The sequence below is a fragment of the Secundilactobacillus odoratitofui DSM 19909 = JCM 15043 genome (assembly GCF_001434895.1).
Taxonomy (GTDB): domain Bacteria; phylum Bacillota; class Bacilli; order Lactobacillales; family Lactobacillaceae; genus Secundilactobacillus; species Secundilactobacillus odoratitofui.
In genome coordinates, this window is sequence record NZ_AZEE01000029.1 from 240,219 (window position 1) to 264,860 (window position 24,642).

The window sequence follows — 24,642 nt, forward strand, 5'->3', positions numbered from 1 at the left end:
TCTCATCATTATTCTCTTCTTATTGTACCCTATTCAATAACTGGCTAGTCGAGATAAATTTAACATTCGAACTGAATATGGTATCGTCACCTAACTTCTGCCCACAAAAAAAGATTGACGTCTTGCGTCAATCTTTTTAATACCCGTTTCGATCATTAATGTTCACCAACAACATGTAAAACAGCATTCCGCCCAGAAAAGGCAGCATAACCCGCGGTACTTCCTGGCAACGTTACAGCATAAGTGTCGCCAACAAGCATTCCAGCGGCATCATTACCGGCAGCATATAAACCAGGTACAGGATAGCCATAGTTGTTTAACACTTCATTATGACCATCGACCCGTAGTCCGCCTAACGCACATGCCATCCCGACACCGAGTTCAACCGCGTAAAACGAACCAGTTGATACGCCGGTTAAATACTTAGTTTGTTTACCAAAGTCAGTATCGGAACCGGCAGCAACAAGTTTTTGATACTGAGCAATCGTCTCGCCCAGTTTAGGTAAATTAACTTTGGCTGCTAACTCTTCAATGGTATCAGCTTTCACCAAGTACTTCGCATGTTGCTTTAAATCTTGATCGAGTTCAGATTGCAGCCCATCAAACTTATCTGGCGAAATTGGCGAATTACCAACTTCCTTATACAACCCGACATTGACTAAGTGATCCACTGCTGCTTGATCAAAAATGGAGAAAACCTTCGACTGTGTCAGAATGGCATTACCAGCATGACACATATTGTCGTTCACATCTTCATTCACAAACCGCTCACCACGTTCATTAACCCATAAAATTGCTTCTTGCGTTGCTGCCGCAGCAATTTGTGAGGCCATATGAACGAATGGAGGCTGAATTTTATCATAAATGGCACCGCCACCATACTGAATGGCACCCATTTGGTAGTGTTGTGCGCCAACTTTCCAGGCTAACTGCATCCCATCGCCAGTGGATTTACCATCACTGACTGTCATCAGACGATCAGACATTGTAGTATGTTTTTTCACCAATTCTGGATTATCAACATAGCCACCAGTAGCTAAGAGTACATGTTTTGACTTCACTTCACTTGATTGTCCCGTTGCTTCATTCATAATCGAAAGTCCAGTAACGTGACCAGCTGCCATCAGCACTTGTTGCGCACTCACACTCATCGCAAATTCAGCACCGAGATCCGTTGCCTTTTGATAAAGCGTCTGTACCGCCGCGTGACCGCCACCAGTGAACGTGTGGATGGTTGGCCAGCTATCGCCTTGAGGTCCAACTTTCAAGAAAGCAACGCCGAGTTCGTGCAACCAGTCAATTGTTTCACCACTTGCATCGATAAATTGCTCCATGTGCGGTGCATTGGCTTCGTAATGTGAGTAGGCCAATTCTTCTTGCAAGAGCTTGGTCTTATCGATCTTGACGCCCGTTTCTTTTTGCAGGTAACTATCAACACCCATCGCGCCTTCAACGTAGTTACCATCACCGCCGATACTACGACCTTTTTCAAGCACCAACGTTTCTAACCCGTTTTGGCGAGCACTGACTGCGGCGGATAGTCCTGATAGCCCAGCGCCGACAATGATTAAATCATACTGTTGTTTTTGAGGAAACATTCAAAACGCCAACTTATTGCAGGTATCAATTCATCATAGATATCAAAATCGCTCGCCTTGAGCTTTGCCGTAGATTTGATGGAGTAGTGTTTTGACATACTGATACCTGCTTTCTGAAAGTTTATTAACTCTATTATACCGGGTAAGGTGTGCGCATTTCAAAATTTACAAATTGTCGTCTAACACCATGAACAGATAAAAATGCATTGGAATTGGTCGCGTCTTCAGCTGGCCAATTCCAATGCATTTTAGCTTTCAAAATATTAAATTAGCTTTAGAACCTTACCGACCGGTAGCCGCCTTCATTTCCGGCTTGTCTTGTTTACCAGCCTTCTTAGAAGCGTTGCGCTTTGCAACCCAAGCCGTCAACATTGGTGTCAAGATGGCGGTCACCACAACGGCGGCCGTGATTTGAGCTGTGGCGGTAGCTGCTACGGCCTTGTAACTGGCATCAACGGCAGCTAATGCCGCTGGTGTGGCCATGTTAGCGCCCGCACAACTTGAAATAGCTGCGCCGGCAACCCCTGAGCCACCAGTCAAACGGTCAGTCCAAATGGTGAAGATGCCACCAACCAAGGTAACGATGACCCCAAGTAAAATTCCTGAGAGGCCACTAACGAAGATTTGCTGGAAATTCATGGTACAACCAAGCGCAAACCCAACGACCACGATTGAGGCGTTCATCCCGTCATTCAAAATTTTCTTAACGGCAGGGAACAAGTTTGCCAATAACATCCCAACCAACAGTGGCAAGATGGTGGCAATCAGCGTCACGATTGAGAATTGAGCTAGGCCTGAAGAAGCCAGTGCAATCATCGTCACGTATGGTCCAACACTTAAAATGGTGATTCCAACTGCGGCTTCGTCGACACTATCACCGAAGTCGTGAACGATGCCGGCATACATAGCGTTGTTAGCCCCAGACATCGCACCAATAATAGCAAGTGCGCTTAGGCCTAAGAAGTTGTTGTTGAGTACTTTCCCAACAAATAGGCCCAATGCAACGGCGACAATCACCTTGGTCAAGATGATCGTCCCACCACGTTTAACCGCGGCACCCGTTGTCTTGAATGAAATCGTACCACCAATCACAAACAGGAAGGCCCCAACTAAGGCACCAGATCCCTGTGCGAGTGGTGTGGTAAACCCACCGATTTTTAGAAATGATGGGAAAAAGGTGTTGATCAATGCCCCAATGAACATTGGAATAATAATATTACCGCCCGGAATCGAAAAGTGCTTTTTCTGCTTTGCAGGTGCGGGCGTTTCAGTATTTTCAGCCATAATTATTCAGTCCTTTCGACTAACCATCCATGACAACGCCACCGTCAGCATCACCAATTTCACCAGTGATGAAGCTAGCAGCATCGCACCCGAAGAAGAGGATCATCTGTGCAATCTCGACAGGTTCAGCAGGACGCCCGAGTGGAATAATACTAATCACTTTTTGATTCTTAACGGGGTCTTCAGACAGACTAGTCGTCATGGAAGTGTGGGTAAAGGAAGGCGCAACCGCGTTGGCATAGATACCATACTTGCCGCCTTCCTTAGCAATCGCTTTAGTAAAGCCATTGACACCAGCTTTTGACGATGCATAGGCGACCGTCCCGAGCAAGCCACCGCCAATTTTCCCAGCAACGGAAGAAACGTTAACGATTCGACCACCACCGTTGGCTTTGAAGTGTTCCCAGATTGCATGAACCGTGTTGTACGGCCCGGTTAAGTTGATTTTAATTGTGCGATCCCACTCTTCTGGAGGTAATTCATCGAATGGTTTAGCACTGATCACGCCGGCAACGTTGATTAAGGCGTCGACTTTTGTGAAGTCCTGAATAATTTGTTGAAATGTTTCATTAACCTGTTCCCGGTTTGCTTGATCCACGTGATAGGTTTTCACGTTACCGCCTAATTCTTTAGCAGTTGCAGCAGCAGCTTCATCGTCAATATCCAATAACGCTACGGACCCACCGCCGGCAATAATGCCTTTCGTGACTTCTTTTCCAATACCTTTTGCACCGCCAGTTACAATCACAGTCTTATCCTGATAGTCGTACTTCATGTGTAAAAACCTCTATTCTCATTTGGTATATTTAGAAAATTTAATGAAACCACGTAAACGTTTACAAGCTCAGTTTATCTCAAAGTATTTGAGAAGTCTAGTGAAAATTTTAATTTGTTTTTAATTTTACGTTTAAGGCATTATCCAAAGTTTACTTAAATCACGGCAATTGTGGCTTTCCGCTTTATTGTTTATAGATTAAAACCATTATTTGTTTTTAATTAAAAGTAAATTTTCTGATAATAGATAGATTAAATTTCTGTCCTCTTTTTTCACAAGAACCCAAATATTACTATAAAGTTGTTCTTATTTTCAGGAATGATTCACTAATTTGTCACAACCGCCAATAAAAATCAAGCGAAAAGGCACCGCTTTCAAATTTGTAACCAAAACGTAACTTATGAAGCACCCCCGTTCTCAGCTATACTTGTGGACATTGTGTATAGAAAAGGAGAAACAACATGCCTCGTAATTTAAAAGAAGAATTAGTTTTCACTGCCATTATGGCTGGTCTTATGGTCCTCGTGATGGTTGGCTACAACGTCGTCCTGGCTGAAGGCTTTACCAGTAACCTCGTACTGCATACCTTAGAAGAATACCCCGGCGGTTTAATCGTTGCGGTTATCTTGGACCTATTAGTTGTCGGTAAGCTCGCAAAGGGCTTTGCGTTCAAATACATTATTAACGACTATATGAAGAAGAACGTTCTACTGATTGGTTTGACCATCTCTGTTTTAATGGTGCTTGGTATGGTGACTTGCATGTCACTTTTCGGTATCATCATGGCTGGTAACGTCAGCTGGGGTGCCTATGGTCACGCTTGGTTATTTAACGTCATCATGGCCTTACCATTACAACTACTCATCGTTGGCCCAATTGCTCGAACCATTTTAGGCAAGATGCAAGCTTCTGCTGATGCAGCAACTGCATTGCGTGAAGAAAGTACGACCGAAAACGAATTGGATTAAACTCAGACATCAAAAAACGGTGCACGTTAAATTAACGTGCACCGTTTTTTTAGATTTCAGTAATTATGCGTTCTTTTTGGCGTCATTCATTGCCTTCATAATTGAAGGATTCTTTGAATGGCAGTCCTTGATCAACTGTAAATCTTCTTCACTTAACTTAACAGTATATTCAGCCATGGTTATGCCCCTTTTCTTATGTAATGCTTTTACTATAAGCATTTGAGGTGCAAATTGCAACTCATCACAATAGCCATCCTAACTCGTTAGAATTCCCACAGTTGTCATGTCAATCACACTTGTTTTTTACCTTAATCATTGTTTTTTTAGCACTAAATCGATATGCTTTAGTCAATCTATACGCGTACGAAAGGACATCTAATATGTTTGAAATGACCCCCACTTGGCATGACGGACGTTTAACCCTCACACTTGAGCCCGACCATGGCATCATTGAACTTCAACCAGCTCCTGTTTCTCCGAATAAGTCAGTCTCGACACTCTATTTTCAAGGTCCCATGCTGTTAAGTATCGATCAGCAACCCGACTCGATCACCCCCGACCGTGTCTTAACGATTCAACCTGAGGAAGGAATTGAACCACGTTATCTTTCTCAAACGATTGCAACCTTAGCTAAAAAGGCCGGTTACCAAGTCAGTGTTACGACCATCAAAATTCCCGCCAATCATCAGCAACCAACGTTGGCGTACCTAGATCAATTAACTCCCATCACAACACTCCTCGGGTTAAGTTTTCCTGCTAAGGTGATTGCAAAAAAACAATCAGCCAAAGTACAACATCGTTGGAAAAAGGCCGTTGCCACAGTTGCTTTCACCACCAATTACGCAGATACGAATGCAACCATTTATTGGCGTAAACGCAACGAAATGGTCATCCTGGCTGGTGCCAAGATGAAAGCTGAGCCCACCTTAAACGCTGATGGCAGCCTTGGCTTCTCAGCACGATTTGCGCAACAGCTGCGTGCCGAGCATCAAACTGCCTTCAACAATAACTTCGTAACAACTGAGGACATCGTTTTAAAAAGTACTAATGAAGTCGGCCTATTCCTCTATTTTGCGGGCACCAACAGTTGGCTCCAGTTTAAAGACGCCGATGGTAAAACACTGGATGAATGGGCAGCGGTTTAGTGTAACGATACTTATAGTAATAAAAGAAATCCACTTTATTTTTTATAAAATAAGGCGTACCCTATTTGTATTAGGGGGAATTTTACATGTCAAACAAATTAATTGCTAAACTGGCTGTAGCAACGCTACTGCCAATTGGGGCCATTGCCGTAACGACCGAATTTACCACTGTCCAAGCGTCTGCTAAATCTACACTCAAGACGTTCCCAAAGTCATTACGACGGACTTGGTATCACTACGATGGTCATGGCCGTTATGAAACCGTTAAGTTTACAAGTAAGCATTATTATACTAAATATTACGATGGAAAATGGTATCACAGTAGTTCAACACTGCATTCTCGCAACGAGAATGCAGATCCAGACCAGCTCAAAATTCATTCGAGTTGGGCAGTTGCCTTTACTTACCACATTGGCAAAACTCACTGGACTGACATCAAGGGCTGGAATCAATCCGCCGGTGATGGTACATCTTACAAATTAGAGATTAGAAAATATCACCATAAAAACTTCCGACTTCTCAGTGAGGCTGGCGGTGCAGGGCCTTGGATTTCCAAGCACTACTACGCAACCAAAAAAGTGGCGCACGTCATGGGTAATCGCCACTTTTCAGGTGAACATTACTATTAAAATCATCAAAAAGGTTAGGTCACTTAAGCGACCTAACCTTTTTTTGAGAAATACACTTCATTAACATCCCACAATGACACGAATCGAACCTACTCCACTAGAGCGATTAATGTTATTGGGCCGTGTAACCACCATCGACAACAAATTCAGAACCTGTCGCGAACTTCGATTCATTCGAAGCAAGGTAGACACACATGTACGCGATATCATCGGGTTCCCCAATGTGCCCCATTGGTGTCTTCGTACGTGCTGACATGGCTTCCTCAGCACCTGGTAAGTCATCAACTAGCGGTGTCTTAATGTAACCTGGGTGAACGGTGTTAACACGAACACCATAGTCCTTTAAGGCGCAGTCAAGTGCAGCGGACTTAGACATGATTCTAACAGCACCCTTTGAGGCGTTATAAGCACCCAAGTTAGGATCACCAATGAAGCCTTCGATGGAAGACATGTTGATGATTGATGCGCCAAGATTCTTGTTCTTCATCCGTTGAATGGCTAACCGTGTGCCGAAGAAGACGGCATCCAAGTTGATTGAAAGCAACTTATGCCATTCCTCAGTTGTCGTGTTTTCAATGCTCTTGTTGACAGCAATCCCAGCATTGTTGACTAATGTTGATACGGGACCAAAGGCTTTTTCAGTTTCGTCAAATAAATCGACCCAACCTGCTTCATCCGATGCGTCGTGCTTCATGAACCGAATAACATCTGGGCCACCGATGCTGGCCGCGGCTTTTTCACCAACGTCTGCGTGACGTCCAGTAATCACCACTTTAGCACCTTCGTCTACGAAACGTTTGGCAATCCCCAAACCAATGCCTAATGTACCACCCGTAACAATTGCAACTTTACCTTTTAATCGATCTGTCAAATCGAACACCTCCAAGAGAATTACATCGATTGATGTTAATTTAAGCATAGCACCAACACTAACAAAAAGATAGTGTTATTTTTCACAAATAGACTAATTTTAAGAAAACTTCAGCTTGTTTACGGTATTTTTAAAAAGCTTGAATTTTTTAATGTTAGCGTATCCAATTACTATTTTATAGATATTTAGTAATTTGGTATAAGACTTTAGCTAATCTTTTAGCTACTCATTTTAAAGCGTGATACTAATCACATTCATACAATTTTTCAAACAATTCATTTTGAAAATAATTATCCTGGAGCAACGCAAAAAACGACATCGACACCCTTCAGGGGCGTCGATGTCGTTTTTAGTCAGCAATTAAAATGCTGCAATCTTTTCAGCCGAAAGCGCCGCAATCAGTGCCTTCAACAATTTTACTGTATTTTCAAAATCAGAGTATGCCACAATGCCGTAGTTGGTGTGTTCGTAGCGCACTGGAATCCCAATACAAATCGTTGGAATACCTTGATACTGTTGTAGCGCAGCACCATCAATGCCACCACCAGTTCGTACTGCACGGGTGTATGGAATACCAGCACCCTCTGCAGTTGCGACCGTAAACGCTTGAAATTCAGGATCCGCGATAAACGACGTGTCCATATCCCGCAACATTGGACCACGTTTCAACCCGGTCTGAATCAACCATTCTGGGGTGAACGTATCATCAGCTGGACAACCTTCCAAACAAATGGCGATATCCGGGTGCACTTTTTTAATCGTCACTTCTGCACCACGTAAGCCAACCTCTTCTTGCGCAGCCACTGCACCGACTAGGTTATAGTCCAACTTTTCATCTGCCAAATCGTGCATCGTCGTGAGTAATGCTGAAGTCCCAATTCGATTATCGAAGGCTTTACCCATCATCACGTCTTGTTGCTCCCAGTATTCCCACTGAGTATCAGGGACGATTGGGCAACCCGTATCGATCAAGAGCTGTTGCTTAGTTTCTTCAGCGCTATTGGTACCGACATCGATAACTAAATGGTCATTCTCGATTGGTGCCTTCTTTTCAGCTTCCGTCATAAAGTGAGGCGGCTTGGTGGCAACTAAGCCGGTTACCCACTTACCAGCTCGATTACGAATTCGCATTTTTTCAGCCGTCAAATTAGCGGGTACCCACCTGCCGAGTTGAACGAACTTAATGGTCCCATTGGGCTTTACGGCTTGAACAACCAAACCAACTGCGTCCAAATGTGAATCGATCATCAACGTTTTTTCCTTACGCCCACTATTACCGTGGTGCTTTAAGTACACATTATTCATTGGGTCACTGGTGACGTCAGCAAAGCCATTACCAAACTGTTTCACGACGTCACGCACTTCATCCTCGTAACCACTTGGGCCGTTGGCATTCGACAGTGACTCAATCAACTTTAGTGCTGCTTTTTTATCCAAACTATCTGCTCCTCTACATTAGAATTAAACTTACAACTTCATTATATTAGAAATAAAGTTGAAATCTAACTATATTTTAATTATTTTGTTAAATAAGCTTCCCGGTAGTCATAGTGTCCATTAATTCGGTCATAAATAACGCCCTTCAGCTTTGGATTAACGAGGTCAATCCCGTTAGATTGATACAACGAGGTCAGGCCTTGGTCCGATGAAAGTGTCTTTTCAGCTGTGACTAAATCTTGCCAACGTTTAGTCGGATTGTTGGCATCTGCATTGTTAGAGCGGTCGATGGCATCATCAAAGGTCTTATTAGACCACTTACCATTGTTTTCCGAGCTATCAGACGTCATTTGAGCCAAGAACGAGATCGGGTCAGCAAAGTCAGCTGACAAGCCCATCATACTCATTTGGAAGTTACCCGACTCCGTTTGGTCTAACAAGGTTGCAAACGGAATGTTGTTGACCTGAATTTTCAAATTAGGCAGATTTTGCTGTAATTGACTCTGTATGAATTCAGTGACGTGCTTGGTTTGATCATCGTCAGCCGCTTTCAGAGTTACTGTAATACTCGTTTTACCTAATTGCTTCAAAGCCTTCTTATAATAGCTTTGGGCCTTTTGCTTATCATAATTAACCGTGCCGTCAACGTAAGCCTCTTTGGCAAAGTCCTCACCCGTCTTCGGATTGGTTGCAAAATCTGCCGGCGTAAAGCCTTTGGAAACCACTGACCCATTTTGCATCACTTTATTGATCAGTTGGTTTCGATTAATTGCCAGTGAGAATGCTTTTCGCAAGTTCTTATTCTTGAAGATGCCCGAGGTTTGCTTGTATTGCAAATACTCAGTTGCCGCCAGCGGTCGGTGAACAACATCCTTATTCTTAGCCAGTTGTTGCGCCTGCTCACCAACTAAGCTGATCATGTCTAACTTATTTGATTGATAGAGATTGTAATTGGTGTTCGGTTCCTTGACCACTTGATACCCAATGGTTGAAAGTTTAACGGCCTTCTTGTTCCAGTATTCTTTGTTTTTGACGAGTTTCTAACTTAAGTTAGTCCCGGTCCAACCAACGCTCTTAAATGGGCCGTTCGAAACCGTTGTAGCACTTGAAGTCCCGTACTTTTTGCCATACTTTTGCACTGCCTTTTTATCCAGTGGATAAAGTGTTTCACGGGCCATAATCATCTTAAAGTAGGTTGTGGGTTTAGCTAACGTGACCTTTAACTGATACTTGCCCGTTGCCGTAACGCCCAATTGCGTTGGCGATAACTTGCCATCCGCAATCTGAGAAGCGTTTTTGATGCTATCGAACAAATAGGTGTACTGACTGCCCGTTGACGGGGTTACCGCACGACGCCAAGAGTAAACGAAGTCCTGTGCCGTGACCGGATCCCCATTACTCCACTTGGTATTATGCCGAATATCGATCGTATAGGTTTTGCCATCTTTGGAAACCTGCGTCTTAGTTGCCAAGGCTGAATGGACCTTACCATTCGCGTCATAGCGATAAAGGCCCTCATTCGTTTGATCAACCTGTGTGAACGAGTTCTTATCATAAATCTTTGAGACATCTAGACTCGTTAGTTCCGCATTTGTTGATAAGTTGATTGTTTGCTTTGAGGCCATGCTACTCGAACTACTTTTGTTGCCACAGGCCGCGAGCAGCGAGACGCTCCCCAAAGTAATCAACATCATCTTGCCAGTGTTACCTAAACCGATATGCATCAACAGGACTTCCTTTTTCTAATTATTTTTTAATCTTAATTATCATACTCGTTTTTGCATATTTATGTCAAATATTTTTGAGATTACTGTTATTTAGGCTATTTCGGCATTTTTATCGTATTATTTTCATATTTATAAAATTATTTGATTTAATCCAGAATTATTTTCATTAAAATAAAATGAAAATATCGTCACAGAATGTTTCACGTGAAACATCAAATATAGTTTATAATTGTACTGGAGGTGTTAGTGATGACCAGAGACCAACTCATCAATTATTGTTTAAACGAATATAATTCCGAAATCGATAAACCATTTAAGCACTATCCAGACTACGTTGCCATTCGTCATTTGAACGGCAAATGGTTTGGCCTTATCATGAACGTTCCCGCAAATAAACTTGGGTTGTCCGGCACTGAGAATATTGACATTGTCGACCTCAAAGTTGAGCCTGAACTCAATTCAATTTTGCAGGTTCAGCCTGGTTTTTTACCAGGGTATCACATGTCCAAAATTCATTGGATCAGTGCGCGACTAGATTATTTTGAATCTATTGATCAGTTGGCGGATTTGATTGAAGGTAGTTTTATTGCCACGGCTTAATTGTTTGAAGCAAAACCGGATATTAATCCTATTTAATGTCAGCCTTCGGCCAGCGTTGGTTTGGAACCTGAAGTGGGGACCGGGACGGGCCAAAAGGCGGTCTCGTCCCTCGCATTTGAGTCTCACCGAGAACCATTGTGAGTCTCAAACGTCGTCCCGTGATATCAGGGAAGTTCGCCCTGATAACACCGTCACCACAGGTTCCAAACCAACGCTGGCGCTACGGCTTTACATTGATAAACATTGAAAAACTATGGTAAATAGTTTCTCTTAGTAAGCGACTAAATCATTTTTTCTATCATAAAATTCACAAAAATAGTGATAACACGCGAGGCTCACAAATAATCACAATCTTAGTGTTGTGTCTGTTGTTAGCCATCCGATTTCTGATGGCTAACAACGCGAATCAATGTCACACTTCAACAAATATAATGCATTCAAAAAACGCTAAGTTTAAATAGATCCGCCCACTTATTTGAGTAAATCTATTTAAACTTAGCGTTTTTAATTGTTTTCAATTGATTCTGAAGACTGATTTCGGCTCTGCCGAAACGTGTTCCTCGAAGCAGAGAGCTGCATCTAAACGCTTCTCGTCACACTCTCTTTCTTTTTATACTTCATGTCTTTCAAATGGTTGATCACTGATGCCATCGGCCAAAATTTTCTTTGACCATTCCTTGGCTGAGAACAATGAATGATCACGGTAGTTACCGCAACTGTAGATGTCAGTGCCTTGGACATCTTTCCATTCGATCTTGTTCGCGATTTCTTCAAGTGAGCTCTTAAGCGCCTTGGCAACTTCTGTCGTTGAATGTTCTCCCCAGGTAATCAAGTGAAAACCGGTCCGGCAGCCAAATGGTGAACAATCAATCACGCCATCTAAGCGATCACGTAAAAGTCCGGCTAACAAATGTTCAATCGTGTGCAACCCTGCTGTTGGGATTGCATTCTCATTTGGTTGTACCAACCGTAAATCGTAGTTGCTAATCGTGTCACCCTTCGTGCCGTGCTCTTCTGTAATCAAACGAACGTATGGTGCTTTAACCTTTGTGTGATCCAACGTAAAACTTTCGACTTTAGCCATAATATAAGATCTCCCTTTTAACTAATTAGTTTAACGTTGTTAACGACGGCGGAGCTTACTGATAACAAAAAAGCATTTCCATCCTTTAATCTTTCGATAAAAGGACGAAAATGCTTTCGTGTAACCACCTTAGTTCAAATACCCCTCGCGGAATATCTCTCAACGAGTACTAACTAACGGCGATTCAGTACTTACTGCTGTCAGCGCATACCCTAACGCTTTAACGGGCGTACCCGCAACTACTTAGCCATCGGTTCGGCAGTTGAGCGATTATCAAGACCATATTCGATGAATCATTCACGTTACCTTGCATCAACTGGTAACTCTCTTGAGAAAATAAATCATCTACTCATCTTGTCGCTTGCTTCGTATTAACAACTGATGCTTATTATGGCGCGAATGAAATACCCTGTCAAGAAATAATGAGTGTTTTTTAATCAATTGTCTCATTTTAAAGTTTAGATTTTGATTGTATAAATCCTTATAAATCAGTGATTATCACGTTAGTACCTGTATTTGAACCATCCCATTTCTCATCTCCGATTAATTCCAAAAATATTTAGCTTGACTATATGTCGATAACGACGTATATTGATCGATGTCGTTATCGACATATAGCTTTAAAAAGGAGATATGAACATGACTAAAACATTTAAAACACTTGAAGACTTCTTAGGAACTCACTTTATCTACACTTACGACAATGGTTGGGAATACGAATGGTATGCGAAAAATGACCATACCGTTGATTACCGAATTCATGGTGGCATGGTTGCGGGCCGTTGGGTAACTGATCAAGAAGCCGATATTGTTATGCTGACTGAAGGCATCTACAAAATTTCTTGGACTGAACCAACTGGTACTGACGTCGCCTTAGACTTTTTGCCAAATGAAGGTAAATTACACGGCACGATTTTCTTCCCAAAGTGGGTCGAAGAACATCCAGAAATTACCGTTACTTATCAAAACGAACACATTGATTTGATGGAAAGTTCTCGTGAAAAGTACGATACCTATCCTAAGTTGGTCGTACCTGAATTCGCAAAAATCGCCTACATGGGTGACGCTGGTCAAAATAACAATGATGTTATCTCAGAAGCCCCTTACGACGGTATCGTAAATGACATCCGTGAAGGCCGTTACTTTGATGCCCAATATCACCGTGTGAATAAATAGTTCCTGCAGCCTACGTTTACCGCCACCGCTGTTTATGGCATAATGGCGTTAGTATGCAGTATTGGAGCGATGAATCATGCCAAAGAAACGAACCCTACCCTACATTTTGCTTGGTCTCATTCATAGTAATCACCAATTATCCGGTTACCAGATGATGCAAGAATTTAAGCATGAAATCAGCGATTTTTGGACCGCCTCACACAGTCAAATCTACCCAGAGCTACAGCGTATGACTGATGATGATTGGATTGCACCTGTGACTTCACCATTCAATGTTGACACTAAACGCAATCAGACATTTTATCAGCTAACGGCCACTGGAGAGCAAGTTTTAGAGGACTGGCTGCGTGAGCCCCTAACGACCACAAACGACGATTTATTCCCGCTTAAACTCTTCTTCATTGATGACCAGCAAAGTGATTTACTCAAACCACTGATTGCTCAGCAGTTGCAGTTGAGTACTGATCGTCGCGATTACCTGCTCGGTCGTATGGCAACAGTTTTCCCCACCGAAGCTGAGATTCAAGCCCACTATGGCCATTATTTGACACTAACGCGTGGCATTGAACGTGAAAGCAGCTACGTTAAATGGCTCGTTGACCTTGCAATTAGCCTAAACGATATTGATGATTCAAACTAAAACCGGTTATGGACACCCCCTATTAGGTGGCCACAACCGGTTTTAATCTGCAAAAAATTACCAATATTATTATTAATATTGGCCCTTGAAACACTGATACACCAGTCATGCCTAGAAACTTTGCTAGCTATATGAGTAAAATTACTGTACCTTTGATTCAGGCAAAGGGGGAATTACAATGAAATTTGGTGAACGATTGCAACACGAACGGCAGACCCGCGACCTTACCCAAAAATCGGTAGCCAAGGCCATTAACGTCTCGCGTCAAACTATTTCAAGTTGGGAGACTGGTAACAGTTATCCAGATATCGATAGTCTCATTCAGTTGAGCGATTACTATGCCATTTCCTTAGATATTTTACTTAAGGAGGATAACGGCATGAAGGATTATCTCAAGAAACAGGACGTTTTGACACAGCTGGTACCACTACTCCAAGCAACCACAGTAATTGATATCTTATTTTTAATTTTTGTGATTTTCACACCAATTCACGGGATGGTCTCAATCATCGTTTACGCCATGGGAATCGTAAACGTTGTGGTCATTAGTAAAATAAAAACGTTCATTGAACAAGTTTCAAAACATCCGCGAATTCTGGCTTGGCCCCACAGACGTTGGTGGGCCATCCTCATAAACGTGGTAATAACGCTTGGTTGTACAATCAGTTTTTACTTAACTAACCTGTCCGAATTAACCTGGAATCTATTTTTAACCACCATTTGCTTTTGGGTGATTATTATTTTCGCAGAGTTTACTTATAGACGCACATTAAATCAATAAAATCGATCAAGGCCAGTTACTCACCATAAACGTTGAGGTAACTGGATTTTTCTGATTCATTTTCAGTTCACATTTAGTTTGCTCACCTTTTCAACATCTCTAAAAACCATTCAATCTTTTGCCGCATCATGCTAAACTAAAAAATGAAATGAGGCGGAGAATTTGAAAAACACATTAAAAGAGCGGTGGATCGGTCTGATTGCCGGTCTGATTTGTAACGCGTTTGGGAATGCACTTTCAATCGCGGGCAACATGGGAAGCGGCGTCTGGTCTGCTTCCGCGGTTAACTTACATAACTGGACTGGTATTAGTCTAGGGTTCATCTTGTTTTGTATCGGTGTCATTAACGCCCTCACCAACCAAATCTTGATTCGGCGTTGGGACGGCAAACGTTTCTTTGGCGAAGTAATCTTTGTGATGTTCTTTGGTACTTTCGTCCAGTTCTTTGTTCACTGGTTTGATAGTATGGGGGCTAACACTGCACCGGTTATCTGGCGGTTGATTCTGAGCTGTCTTGGCATTGCGATTTTTTGTGTGGGTATCTCACTTTATCAACGGGCCAACATTTTCATGCACCCGAACGATGATACAACTAACATTTTGCGGTTTATGTACCTTAAAGGTAACGCCACGGCATCACAGTTATTGGACTTCTTACCACCAGTGATCGTAATCATCATTGCCTTCTTTGGTACCGGCCAAATCTTATCAATCAACCTTGCCACGCTGTTCTCAATATTATGTAACGGCGTCTTGATTGCCACGTCTGATCGGTATATCTGGCCGCGTTTGACACACAACTTCCGTACTAAAGCTGAACGGGAACGGGCGGCAGCATTAACCAAGTAAGTTTTTGATTATTTCCCGGGTTATTTAAAATAAAAACAAGCGCCATAACAGCGATAGATTCGCTACTATGGCGCTTGTTTTGTGTAAACAATCAATGGGCTTATTTCTCAAACTTAGGTTTTTGCGTGTGTGAAAAAACTTGTTCTTGATTTTTAATTTCGAAGTGGGCAGTTCCATCTTCATCATTATCAGATTCAACGTAAGGCACATCATCGCTGTCAAAAATGACGATTTGGCCCATTTCCCGGTTGATAATCAAATCAATTGAGTATTCTTGGAACATCGTCAATTGGTTTTTTTGCGTCAATTGAACAATAGCGACCATCCCAGTTTCAACGATAAAACGAACACCTTGGATGTGCACGCCGTTGTCATCTTTGCCCATATGGTTAAAATGACTCTCATTGTTAGTCGGAATAATTGCGACAAAAGCATCTTTATCTAAGGAATGCAGGCAAGCCGTTAGATAATCACAAATCTGTTCATCCGTTTTGTTGCCGCGTTGTGCGTCATATTGTTCTCGTTGTTCCTTGTTCAATAAATAAGTTGGATCCGTCACCATGTACTGATATTGCATGTGGTGCACCTACTTTCAAATGTGTTGGTTGAATAAATCTATTTTAGCCTATTTAAGCCGTTTTAGGTTTAATTTTTATTTAGTTTCAAGACTGTTACCTAATCTAAACGTACGCCAAAACATAGGTCCCGGCCATCTAGAAAACGGGCCCGTGAATTCCAAAAATCAGGAATCCGCGGGCTCGTTTTCTGATATTCTGGGACTTAAACGAGTTTTGCCCACTCTATTTCAAAAAGCCATGTTCCAATATCCGGTACTCGCTGCGAATCTGCTGAATAAAGGGCTCAAAGTCCTCAATGCCAGCCTCAGGATGTTCTGCCATGAACTTCTGTGAATCGGCAAAGACCTGATTGGTGACTGCATTGAGTAATCGCTGTAAGTCATCCTGGTCAACATCATCACGAATAGGCATTCGATCCAGGACTGGTTTTTCCAACAAATCCACTGACATTGTGGTTTGATTTTGCCAGTACTGAGCCATTTCAGTCTGTACATCGTCTGGTAGTACACTCATCTCCGAAAATGAACGGATAGAAAGCCGAAACTCATCTGGATACTCTAGCTGTAAACTAATTTTATACCGTAACGCCCGTGAAATCATGTCACTCAAATCCTGTGCATCCTGCCACACTTTAAAGTCGGCAACATCAGTTAATCGCTCAATGACATACTGCACCGTTGCTAAAAACAGGTGGCCTTTGTCGCCAAAGTAACGAAAAACAATCCCTTTTGAAACGTCTGCCGCCTTGGCAATATCAGCAGTTTTGGCTTGTTGATAGCCTTCCAGCGCAAAAATATGGGTGGCACTTTGCATGATTCGGCTAACTTTGGCCGGATCCTTGGGTACATCTGGACGAACACTTAACATAACGGGCTCCTTTCAAGATATTGATTAATTTTCCACCAAATCACGTCGCTTGTAAAGGCCGTAACCAACGAGAATCAAAATAACACTGAGTAAAACTAGCCAGCCAACCTGATCCCAAGCTACAGCCTTTAATGGAACCTTGTTGATCCACCCGTACGGCGTTAGTTTTTTAGTCCATTCTGGAAAGTCCAGCAGACCACCGAGGTAAATCGATAGAAGTCCGTACACGGGAATGATCCAGGCCACTTGTTGATATCGTGGTAACAGTCCTAATAGCACCGCAACTACCCCAACAACAACTAAGACACTAGGTGCAAAGCCCCAAAACGAACGCATCAACCGAGCGACACTAATCGCATGTTCGGCACCTTGACCGCCAAGGGCCATACCAAAGGTACCAGCAAAAAGGGTCAATATCCCTGACACAGCGCCGACCAATGTATATGCGCCAAATAAATGAAATCTTGATACGCTACGAGCGTGCATGGACTCCAGCCAGCCCTTTTGTTCGTCACTATTGAGTCGTAACATGGCTGCAATTGCCGGTACCGATGCACCGATTGCCATAACAACACTCATCAAAGCGGCAAACTGTAATGTCATGGTTTTCCCAACTGACGCCGCTGCAGCCGGACCGATAATCTTGGCCACCATGGGACTACTATGCATCATATCGCCAATCGTATTAAATAAGGTTCCCATGCTCGTCCCATAGATTGCGATGCCGATAACCCAAGCAATCAAGCTCGTTCGTTCCAACCTAAAAATAAGACTAATTGGACCAATTAATAGACCGCTAGCCGTTGCTCGCCCTGGACGGTCCGGTAACAGGCCAGAGCCTAGGTCGCGTTCTGCGCTAACGATAAACGTCACCATTAACACAATTATGGATAACCCCAACATCATGACAATCGGTGATAACCGGTTTTTACCATAAGGATCAATTTTTTCAACCCAACCAAACACTGTCCACCAAGTATATTTCACATTTTGAACATCCGTCATCGCTCTTAGAATATACAACAAGCCAAGCAAACTGTAACTCATCGTCGTCGCACCACGGGCGTTGCTGGCAAATTGTGCGAGCAACAATGTCAGTGCGCCGAACATCATCCCAAATGCTGCTAGACCAAAGCCAAACAGCCAGTTTCCGCTAGTGTCAGCGCCAGACATATTGATACCCTGAAGTGTGACGCCCATTAACAGCCCTGAAATAACATTAACAATAATCAATTCATAGAGGGTTGCCAACAACGAGCTTTGACGGCCAACGCTGTGAGCGCGCACCATTTCTAACACACCGTTATCCTCTTGAGCGCGGGTATTTCGAATCGCAAAAAAGATGTTCATGATTGCCAGAAGTAAGCCGGTAAATACCATCATCGAGGCCGCAAAAATTGATGCAGTGGTGTAAGGCTTAACTGCTGTGAACGGTCCGAATAGTGCCGACATGGATGGCGTATCCAAGGCGGTAACGAGTGATGCCACCTGCTTATCATCACCACTCAAGCCAATGATTTTACTGGCACCTGACCCAACGCCGCCAACGATCCCAAGCAACCAGATAATAATTGCGATTCGATCACGACGAAGATACATTCGCGTTAAATATCCCGTCTGTGCAGTTCGATTACTTTGTGTCATGACCCTCAGCTCCCTCCGAGTTGTAGTAGCGCATGAACAAATCTTCAAGTGTTGGTGGCGTACTTTGTAACGTCACGATACCACGTTGAGCTAGGTCACTCATAACCGCTCCAACCTGTGCTGTATCCACTGCAAAGGTCGCTTTATTGTCAACTGACTGGTCGGCTGTAAAGCCATGCACACCCGCAAGTTGTGCAATTGGTGCAACGTCCACCTGCGTTTCCACGGTAATCTGAGTTCGCGTCAGTTGCCGCATCTCTTCCAATGTACCAGTTTCGACAATTTCACCCGCTCGAATAATGCCAATTCGGTCACACATCCGCTCAACTTCTGACAGGATATGACTGGAAAGCAGGACACTCTTACCCTGTTGCTTTAACGCTAGAACGTGCTTCTGGAAAATTTCTTCCATGAGTGGGTCTAACCCACTAGTTGGTTCATCAAAAATATATAAGTCAGCATCCGTTGAAAACGCGGCAATTAACGCGACCTTTTGCCGATTCCCCTTTGAATACGTCCGCGACTTTTTCTTTGGATCCAGTTCAAACTCTTTGATGAGTGCATCCGTTTTGGCAGAGTGTTTTTGATGATTGAGTTTCAATAAGAAATCAATCATTTCACCACCAGTTAAGTTAGGCCACAAGTAAACATCACCAGGCACATAGGCCAGCCGATTATGAATTGTGACGGCTTTGGACCAGACGTCTTGGTTAAAAATTTGGGCTGTCCCACCGCTAGCTTTCAAAATGCCAAGTAGTACTCGAATCGTCGTTGATTTACCAGCACCATTCGGTCCGATAAACCCAAAAACTTCACCCGCTTGCACGTCAAATGTGATATCTTTTAACGCTTGGAATTTACCAAAGTGCTTCTGTAAATGTTCGATACTTACAACTGTTTGTGTCATGTTTGTCCCCTCCCAAAGTCGCGGCCTTAAGCCGTCGAACGAGGTATATTTATGATTGCAAACAGAGTATAAATCTCATTGACCAGTAAGTCAATGACTTGCGGGTCAATTTCGAAAAATAATTTGTGTTCCCTTGATATGACGCGTTTAACTAGTCCGATAAACTAAATCTTTGACTTTGAGTACACTCTAAACGGTATACTAATTCTGTGTAAATTGATGAGGAGGATTCAATATGAACATACCAAACATTCGATTAAATGACGGCCACCAGATTCCTGCAATTGGGCTTGGAACATATCAGGTCCGTGGTGGTCAAGGCCTCACCCAAATCTTAGCTGCCATTCGTGACGGGTATCGGTCACTCGATACTGCCACTAACTATGACAATGAAGGAATTGTGGGTAAGGCCATCCGACTTAGTGGCATTCCACGAAGCCAATTTTACGTGACTTCAAAATTACCCGGGAAATATCACCAGTATGACGATGCCCTCAATGCCATCGAAGAATCGCTGGCACGTATGGGGCTCGATTACTTCGATAGCTACCTCATCCACTGGCCATTACCCAAACGCGATCACTATGTTGACGCTTGGCGAGCAATGATTACTGCTCAAAAATTAGGGTTGCTTCATTCCATCGGTGTCTCAAACTTTACAGCAACTCAACTTGATCGCCTGATTCAAGAAACCGGTGTAACACCGGCAATCAATCAAGTTGAAAGTCACCCCTACTGGAATAACGAAGCCATTTTAGAAGTCAATCAATCACGCGGTATCGTTACAGAGGCGTGGAGTCCACTTGGACGTGGCAGTGCTGCTCTTAAAGAACCAATCATTGCGCAACTTGCAACCAAGTACCAAAAGAACGTGGGGCAAATTATTTTACGTTGGCACCTTCAACGCAACGTGATTCCAATTCCAAAATCAAGCAGTCTAGTTCATCAGGGACAAAACCTACAGCTTTTTGATTTCGAATTAACAACTGCTGAAATGCAATCAATTAACGCGTTAACCAAAACTGACGGGCGAATTGACGGCCAAGATCCTGATACCTATGAAGAGTTCGATTAAACGCGACGATTACTTGCCAAATATAAAGCAATTTAGTCAAGCACAAATCATTGACTTTAAAACCTGGCGGATGTAGTATAGTCACAATCAAAAAAGGAGGTGATGCTTTTTGTCTAATGGAAATAGTCTTAAAGCATCAGCTACGGAGACTTCAGTTAACTAGCTGATACTTAAAGAGAGAGCCCTGCGAAATTTACTCGCAGGGCTTTTTTGTGCTTAACTTACAATTCACTTCCGAATTTCATCCATCCCCAAAAAAGGTGACGTAGCGACCAGTTCACACTGGCATCTGCGTCACCTTTTATTTAGAAATTTATTTACGATTCATTCGGAACAACTCGCAACATCACCCGCATTGCAACGGGCTTCACGAATAACCCTCGAACGATGTAAGCCAATACAAACGACCGTGCCCACACGATCAGCACTGCAGTGATTGACATACCCGGAAAAGCACCCGCAGTCGCGAGTCCCCAAGTACACATACTAAAACACATCACGACAATCATGGTCCAACTTCGAATCTTTTGGCCTCGTTTTTGCTGTTCATCAGCCGTTAAATCGCGGGTGTAGCGCCGAATCAAAAAGTTAGTGACGTTGGTCGCCACCAATAAGTTATAACCAAACGCAAAAATAACTGTCGGTACCCACCAAACTAGAAAAGCCTTAAGCGCCGTTTGCGTTAAACCCATTGAAAATAGCTTTCCAATCAAACTCATAATTGAACCCATTCCCAGACACATTTCGGCTGTTAAAAATAACCGTTGCTTCGTAGACATTGATAAAACCATCCTTCTCACTTTAGATTAGGATCACATCACCAACTAACGTCTTTAAAACGGACACACTGTCAGCTACCATCGGTCTAATACCGGTGTCGTCCAAGCCTATTGAGAGTGCTGAGTAATCGACGCTTATTTTAACGCCATCTGAAAGAATTGTTCAAGTATTTCTATCGGCCAACTTGACCATTTTCGATACCAGTGGCTGCATCCGTCACGCTATCCACGTTGATCTCTGAAGCAGACGACGTTTCCAACATCCGCCAGTAGACAACGAGCGAAACAAATGAAGCAAACGCCACGTAGTAGAAGAATAACGATTCCATGTTTGCGGACCGCAACCAAAGTGCCACGTACTCCACGGTACCCCCAAAGATGGCAACCGTCAGGCCATATGGGAAGCCAACGCCCAATGCCCGAATTTCAGTGGGAAACAGCTCTGCTTTCACAATGGCATTAATGGACGTATAGCCCGAAACAATCACGACACCGGTCAACATTAGGAAAAAGGCTGCCCAAGGTGAATGAACGTGCGCCAAAACTGAAAAAATTGGAACGGTGAACAACGTGCCGCCAATGCCAAACCATAACAGCATTGGTTTACGACCAATTTTGTCTGAAATCGCGCCAAAAATTGGTTGTAAAATTAACATCACTAACAGTGCGAAGAAGTTAATCACTGAAACGACCCGGGTATTGAGACCGGTCGTGTTGATCATAAATTTCTGCAGATAAGTGGTGTAAGCATAAAAGGCAATAGTGCCACCAAAAGTTAGGCCAACGACCGTAAAGAACTGTTTAGGATACTTGGCCAATAGCGTTAGTGTACCAGCTTTCTTGCTGTGCTTATTTTTAGCCGTAAATTGATCTGATTCTTCCATCGAAAGTCGCAACCATAACACAGCTACGGCGCCTAAAGCCCCAATCACGAATGGAATCCGCCAGCCAAAGGCATACAATTGCGCATTTGATAACAAACTCTGCAAAACGATTTGAACGAGTAGCGCAAACAACTGTCCTGAAATCAAGGTGACATATTGGAACGATGAATAGAAACCCCGACGCTTTGGCGATGCCATTTCAGAGAGATACGTTGCCGAAGTGCCATATTCGCCACCCAGTGATAAGCCTTGGAAGAGACGTGTTACGACAAGAATAAGTGGCGACCAAACACCAATCACTTTAAACCCTGGAGTCACCGCAATCACGAGCGATCCGGTTGCCATGATTGTGACGGACAATGTCAAGGCTGCCCGACGACCCTTCCGATCAGCAAAGCGACCCATGATGAAAGAACCCAACGGTCGCATTAAAAATCCCACTGCGAACACCGCGGCAGTAGATAGCAGTTCCGCTGTTTTATTCTCAGCCGGAAAAAACGCTGCTGAAAAATAAATTGCAAACGAAGCATAAACATACCAGTCAAACCATTCAATCATGTTACCTAACGAACCTTTAAAAATGTTAGCTGCAATTTGTTTTTCGGTTCGTGCTGATCTCTGAGCCATAGACAGTCCTCCTTAAATTAAAGCCAAATAATATTATTAAAATTTGATTAGAGATTATTTTAATCTATTTTGATTAATTATTCAAGCAACGACTATTTATTATTTTTATGCAAAGCGTCTGCAGCCTTACTGTCCGTGCCTAAACCGCTCTCAAAATTTTTTTGAAATGAATATTTCCAGATTACAGATTAGAATTTAAAATGTTCGTGAAATTCCATTGAAACACTTAAGAATAGTGCCTATAATAGCTTTCAAAGTATTGAAGCGAAAATTAAATACCGAATGACGAATATCATTCGGTATTTTCAATACTGAGATTAACAATAAACTAAAGTGAGGTGGTTATGATTTCCTATTCACGTGTCATCGAAGGCGCCTACTTTTCACCAACGACACCAACTTCTGTCACGTATCAGTCACATCAGTTGATTTGTATCGATAATCACGGTTATATCGATCGGCTCGTCACGTCAGACGATCCCGATTTTGACCAAATTCGTCAATCAGCTGATAAAGCCAACAAACTGCTTAGTTTAAGTGACACACAGTTTGTCTTACCAGGTTTCATCGACCTTCACATCCACGCACCGCAGTGGCCCAATGCCGGTCTTGCGTTAGACCGACCGTTAAATGAATGGCTCGATACTTACACGTTTCCGCTAGAAGCCAAGTATCAGGACACTGATTTTGCTAAATTGGTTTACTCGGATCTGGTCGATGAACTCCTTCGTAATGGGACCACCACCGCGCTTTATTTCGGTACCATCCATAATGCCGCCAACCTAGCTTTGGCCCAAGCTTGTGTCGAACATGGTCAACGTGGTTTTATTGGTAAAGTTGCGATGGATAATCCCGAACAAACACCGGCTTATTATCGTGACGCCTCTGCTCAAGTCGCAATCGAACAAACTGAACAGTTTATTCACCAAATTGCAGATTTAAACAAAACGGCAACGGTTAAGCAAACGGCCGTAATCACGCCACGATTCGTGCCAAGCTGTACACCAGCCACACTAAAAGGATTAGGTCAACTTGCTAAACAATATGACCTACCCGTCCAGTCACATGCAAGTGAGAGTGACTGGGAGGACGGCTTTGCCTTATCGCACTACCATATGCGAGATGCCGAAGTTCTCGACCAATATGGTTTACTCACGGATAAGGCGGTTATGGCCCATGGCACCCTGCTCAACGAAGATGATTACGATTTGTTCAATCGTCGTCAAACCGCGATTGCACACTGCCCAATTTCTAACGTTTACTTTGGCAATGCCGTCTTACCTGTTAACTCAGTTTTGGCGCATCACGTCAAAATCGGTTTGGGTACTGATATCTCTGGTGGTTACTCACCAAGTCTGTATCAAAATATTCGTCAAGCGGTCATGTCTTCTAGACAATTAACCGATGGCGTCGATCATGCACTATCTCCAGTCCACCGTGGTGTCGCTGACAGTTCCATCAGTGTCAAAACCGCCTTCTACCTCGCTACTGCAGGCGGGGCGGCAAGCTTACACCTCAAAACTGGTCAAATTACACCCGGCTACTTAGCCGACTTACAAATCGTCTCACTGCCCACCCCTATTCCACCTGACAGTGCAGATAATATCTTTGAAAAATTAATGTATCAAACGACTAAGCAAACGATTGATCAAGTATTTGTTCAAGGAATACGCGTTCGATAAAGAACACGAACTCAGATTTTTAATAAAGGGAGAAT

General features: G+C 43.1%; 22 protein-coding genes and 1 pseudogene. 10 read left to right on the forward strand and 13 right to left on the reverse strand.

The window, feature by feature from the left end; genetic code table 11:
* Positions 1 to 155: 155 nt before the first annotated feature.
* From FD04_RS09185 to FD04_RS09195, 3 genes are all read right to left on the reverse strand, one after another.
* On the reverse strand, positions 156 to 1,598 hold the full coding sequence (locus FD04_RS09185) for a vinyl phenol reductase (RefSeq protein WP_056948427.1): 1,443 nt from the start codon (positions 1,596 to 1,598) through the stop codon (positions 156 to 158).
* Positions 1,599 to 1,880: 282 nt separating this feature from the next.
* Positions 1,881 to 2,882, reverse strand: coding sequence for a 2-keto-3-deoxygluconate permease (locus FD04_RS09190; protein WP_056948429.1), 1,002 nt, complete (start codon positions 2,880 to 2,882; stop codon positions 1,881 to 1,883).
* Between the two features lie 19 nt (positions 2,883 to 2,901).
* A complete protein-coding gene (locus FD04_RS09195) occupies positions 2,902 to 3,657 on the reverse strand; it encodes an SDR family NAD(P)-dependent oxidoreductase (protein WP_054700213.1) in 756 nt (251 codons plus the stop codon).
* Positions 3,658 to 4,118: 461 nt separating this feature from the next.
* On the opposite strand from FD04_RS09195, the gene FD04_RS09200 reads away from it, so the two are divergent.
* The 3 genes from FD04_RS09200 to FD04_RS09210 all read left to right on the forward strand — a co-directional run bounded on the left by FD04_RS09200 (position 4,119) and on the right by FD04_RS09210 (position 6,399).
* Positions 4,119 to 4,625 carry a DUF2798 domain-containing protein gene (locus FD04_RS09200; RefSeq protein ID WP_054700211.1) on the forward strand — a complete coding sequence of 169 codons (507 nt, stop codon included), beginning with the start codon at positions 4,119 to 4,121 and terminating at the stop codon, positions 4,623 to 4,625.
* Between the two features lie 380 nt (positions 4,626 to 5,005).
* A complete protein-coding gene (locus FD04_RS09205; protein WP_056948431.1) occupies positions 5,006 to 5,770 on the forward strand; it encodes a hypothetical protein in 765 nt (254 codons plus the stop codon).
* A gap of 86 nt (positions 5,771 to 5,856) precedes the next feature.
* The gene (locus FD04_RS09210; protein WP_056948433.1) at positions 5,857 to 6,399 is read left to right on the forward strand and encodes a hypothetical protein; all 543 of its coding nucleotides are present in this window, start codon (positions 5,857 to 5,859) and stop codon (positions 6,397 to 6,399) included.
* Positions 6,400 to 6,511: 112 nt separating this feature from the next.
* Here the strand turns inward: FD04_RS09210 and FD04_RS09215 are convergent, their stop codons facing one another.
* From FD04_RS09215 to FD04_RS09225, 3 genes and pseudogenes are all read right to left on the reverse strand, one after another.
* Positions 6,512 to 7,270, reverse strand: a complete 759-nt coding sequence (locus FD04_RS09215) for an NADP-dependent (R)-specific alcohol dehydrogenase (protein WP_054700205.1) — start codon at positions 7,268 to 7,270, stop codon at positions 6,512 to 6,514.
* A 360-nt stretch (positions 7,271 to 7,630) separates the two neighbouring features.
* Positions 7,631 to 8,707, reverse strand: coding sequence for a M42 family metallopeptidase (locus FD04_RS09220; protein WP_056948436.1), 1,077 nt, complete (start codon positions 8,705 to 8,707; stop codon positions 7,631 to 7,633).
* Positions 8,708 to 8,787: 80 nt separating this feature from the next.
* Positions 8,788 to 10,431: pseudogene (locus tag FD04_RS09225) on the reverse strand (peptide ABC transporter substrate-binding protein).
* Between the two features lie 252 nt (positions 10,432 to 10,683).
* On the opposite strand from FD04_RS09225, the gene FD04_RS09230 reads away from it, so the two are divergent.
* Positions 10,684 to 11,034, forward strand: a complete 351-nt coding sequence (locus FD04_RS09230) for an MmcQ/YjbR family DNA-binding protein (protein ID WP_054700203.1) — start codon at positions 10,684 to 10,686, stop codon at positions 11,032 to 11,034.
* Between the two features lie 610 nt (positions 11,035 to 11,644).
* Here FD04_RS09230 and FD04_RS09235 read toward each other — a convergent pair.
* Positions 11,645 to 12,118 (reverse strand): S-ribosylhomocysteine lyase, encoded by a 474-nt coding sequence (locus FD04_RS09235; RefSeq protein ID WP_054700201.1) that lies wholly within the window; start codon positions 12,116 to 12,118, stop codon positions 11,645 to 11,647.
* 639 nt (positions 12,119 to 12,757) lie between these two features.
* On the opposite strand from FD04_RS09235, the gene FD04_RS09240 reads away from it, so the two are divergent.
* From FD04_RS09240 to FD04_RS09255, 4 genes are all read left to right on the forward strand, one after another.
* Positions 12,758 to 13,294, forward strand: a complete 537-nt coding sequence (locus FD04_RS09240; protein ID WP_054700199.1) for a phenolic acid decarboxylase — start codon at positions 12,758 to 12,760, stop codon at positions 13,292 to 13,294.
* 76 nt (positions 13,295 to 13,370) lie between these two features.
* Positions 13,371 to 13,934, forward strand: a complete 564-nt coding sequence (locus FD04_RS09245) for a PadR family transcriptional regulator (RefSeq protein ID WP_056948438.1) — start codon at positions 13,371 to 13,373, stop codon at positions 13,932 to 13,934.
* Between the two features lie 178 nt (positions 13,935 to 14,112).
* Positions 14,113 to 14,715, forward strand: coding sequence for a helix-turn-helix domain-containing protein (locus FD04_RS12355; protein ID WP_082603199.1), 603 nt, complete (start codon positions 14,113 to 14,115; stop codon positions 14,713 to 14,715).
* A 162-nt stretch (positions 14,716 to 14,877) separates the two neighbouring features.
* Complete coding sequence (locus tag FD04_RS09255) at positions 14,878 to 15,564, forward strand: YczE/YyaS/YitT family protein (RefSeq protein WP_476707411.1); 687 nt, start codon at positions 14,878 to 14,880, stop codon at positions 15,562 to 15,564.
* Between the two features lie 100 nt (positions 15,565 to 15,664).
* On the opposite strand, the gene FD04_RS09260 is transcribed toward FD04_RS09255, so the two are convergent.
* From FD04_RS09260 to FD04_RS09275, 4 genes are all read right to left on the reverse strand, one after another.
* Positions 15,665 to 16,141 carry a hypothetical protein gene (locus FD04_RS09260; protein WP_056948440.1) on the reverse strand — a complete coding sequence of 159 codons (477 nt, stop codon included), beginning with the start codon at positions 16,139 to 16,141 and terminating at the stop codon, positions 15,665 to 15,667.
* A gap of 223 nt (positions 16,142 to 16,364) precedes the next feature.
* The gene (locus FD04_RS09265) at positions 16,365 to 17,009 is read right to left on the reverse strand and encodes a TetR/AcrR family transcriptional regulator (protein ID WP_054700192.1); all 645 of its coding nucleotides are present in this window, start codon (positions 17,007 to 17,009) and stop codon (positions 16,365 to 16,367) included.
* 24 nt (positions 17,010 to 17,033) lie between these two features.
* The gene (locus tag FD04_RS09270) at positions 17,034 to 18,653 is read right to left on the reverse strand and encodes an ABC transporter permease (protein WP_056948442.1); all 1,620 of its coding nucleotides are present in this window, start codon (positions 18,651 to 18,653) and stop codon (positions 17,034 to 17,036) included.
* A complete protein-coding gene (locus FD04_RS09275) occupies positions 18,640 to 19,560 on the reverse strand; it encodes an ABC transporter ATP-binding protein (RefSeq protein ID WP_054700186.1) in 921 nt (306 codons plus the stop codon). The genes FD04_RS09270 and FD04_RS09275 overlap by 14 nt, the downstream gene beginning before the upstream one ends.
* Before the next feature lie 235 nt (positions 19,561 to 19,795).
* Here FD04_RS09275 and FD04_RS09280 point away from each other — a divergent pair, with 235 nt between their 5' ends.
* Entirely contained in the window at positions 19,796 to 20,635 is an 840-nt protein-coding gene (locus tag FD04_RS09280; RefSeq protein ID WP_054700185.1) for an aldo/keto reductase, read from the forward strand.
* A gap of 317 nt (positions 20,636 to 20,952) precedes the next feature.
* Here FD04_RS09280 and FD04_RS09285 read toward each other — a convergent pair whose 3' ends face one another.
* A complete protein-coding gene (locus FD04_RS09285) occupies positions 20,953 to 21,414 on the reverse strand; it encodes a hypothetical protein (protein ID WP_054700183.1) in 462 nt (153 codons plus the stop codon).
* A 173-nt stretch (positions 21,415 to 21,587) separates the two neighbouring features.
* Positions 21,588 to 22,925 carry an MFS transporter gene (locus FD04_RS09290; RefSeq protein ID WP_056948444.1) on the reverse strand — a complete coding sequence of 446 codons (1,338 nt, stop codon included), beginning with the start codon at positions 22,923 to 22,925 and terminating at the stop codon, positions 21,588 to 21,590.
* Between the two features lie 338 nt (positions 22,926 to 23,263).
* On the opposite strand from FD04_RS09290, the gene guaD reads away from it, so the two are divergent.
* Positions 23,264 to 24,607 carry a guanine deaminase gene (gene guaD / locus FD04_RS09295; RefSeq protein ID WP_156660436.1) on the forward strand — a complete coding sequence of 448 codons (1,344 nt, stop codon included), beginning with the start codon at positions 23,264 to 23,266 and terminating at the stop codon, positions 24,605 to 24,607.
* The last annotated feature ends 35 nt before the right edge of the window (positions 24,608 to 24,642 follow it).

What these genes read in the sequence shown, in the direction of transcription:
- FD04_RS09270 (WP_056948442.1), bottom strand. Translation starts at nt 18,653, where the DNA reads ATGACACAAAGTAATCGAACTGCACAGACGGGATATTTAACGCGAATG.
- FD04_RS09210 (WP_056948433.1), top strand. Translation starts at nt 5,857, where the DNA reads ATGTCAAACAAATTAATTGCTAAACTGGCTGTAGCAACGCTACTGCCA.
- FD04_RS09200 (WP_054700211.1), top strand. Translation starts at nt 4,119, where the DNA reads ATGCCTCGTAATTTAAAAGAAGAATTAGTTTTCACTGCCATTATGGCT.
- FD04_RS09230 (WP_054700203.1), top strand. Translation starts at nt 10,684, where the DNA reads ATGACCAGAGACCAACTCATCAATTATTGTTTAAACGAATATAATTCC.
- FD04_RS09285 (WP_054700183.1), bottom strand. Translation starts at nt 21,414, where the DNA reads ATGTCTACGAAGCAACGGTTATTTTTAACAGCCGAAATGTGTCTGGGA.
- FD04_RS09245 (WP_056948438.1), top strand. Translation starts at nt 13,371, where the DNA reads ATGCCAAAGAAACGAACCCTACCCTACATTTTGCTTGGTCTCATTCAT.
- FD04_RS09185 (WP_056948427.1), bottom strand. Translation starts at nt 1,598, where the DNA reads ATGTTTCCTCAAAAACAACAGTATGATTTAATCATTGTCGGCGCTGGG.
- FD04_RS09235 (WP_054700201.1), bottom strand. Translation starts at nt 12,118, where the DNA reads ATGGCTAAAGTCGAAAGTTTTACGTTGGATCACACAAAGGTTAAAGCA.
- FD04_RS09280 (WP_054700185.1), top strand. Translation starts at nt 19,796, where the DNA reads ATGAACATACCAAACATTCGATTAAATGACGGCCACCAGATTCCTGCA.
- FD04_RS09290 (WP_056948444.1), bottom strand. Translation starts at nt 22,925, where the DNA reads ATGGCTCAGAGATCAGCACGAACCGAAAAACAAATTGCAGCTAACATT.
- FD04_RS09240 (WP_054700199.1), top strand. Translation starts at nt 12,758, where the DNA reads ATGACTAAAACATTTAAAACACTTGAAGACTTCTTAGGAACTCACTTT.
- FD04_RS09190 (WP_056948429.1), bottom strand. Translation starts at nt 2,882, where the DNA reads ATGGCTGAAAATACTGAAACGCCCGCACCTGCAAAGCAGAAAAAGCAC.
- FD04_RS12355 (WP_082603199.1), top strand. Translation starts at nt 14,113, where the DNA reads ATGAAATTTGGTGAACGATTGCAACACGAACGGCAGACCCGCGACCTT.
- FD04_RS09260 (WP_056948440.1), bottom strand. Translation starts at nt 16,141, where the DNA reads ATGCAATATCAGTACATGGTGACGGATCCAACTTATTTATTGAACAAG.
- FD04_RS09195 (WP_054700213.1), bottom strand. Translation starts at nt 3,657, where the DNA reads ATGAAGTACGACTATCAGGATAAGACTGTGATTGTAACTGGCGGTGCA.
- FD04_RS09205 (WP_056948431.1), top strand. Translation starts at nt 5,006, where the DNA reads ATGTTTGAAATGACCCCCACTTGGCATGACGGACGTTTAACCCTCACA.
- FD04_RS09275 (WP_054700186.1), bottom strand. Translation starts at nt 19,560, where the DNA reads ATGACACAAACAGTTGTAAGTATCGAACATTTACAGAAGCACTTTGGT.
- FD04_RS09265 (WP_054700192.1), bottom strand. Translation starts at nt 17,009, where the DNA reads ATGTTAAGTGTTCGTCCAGATGTACCCAAGGATCCGGCCAAAGTTAGC.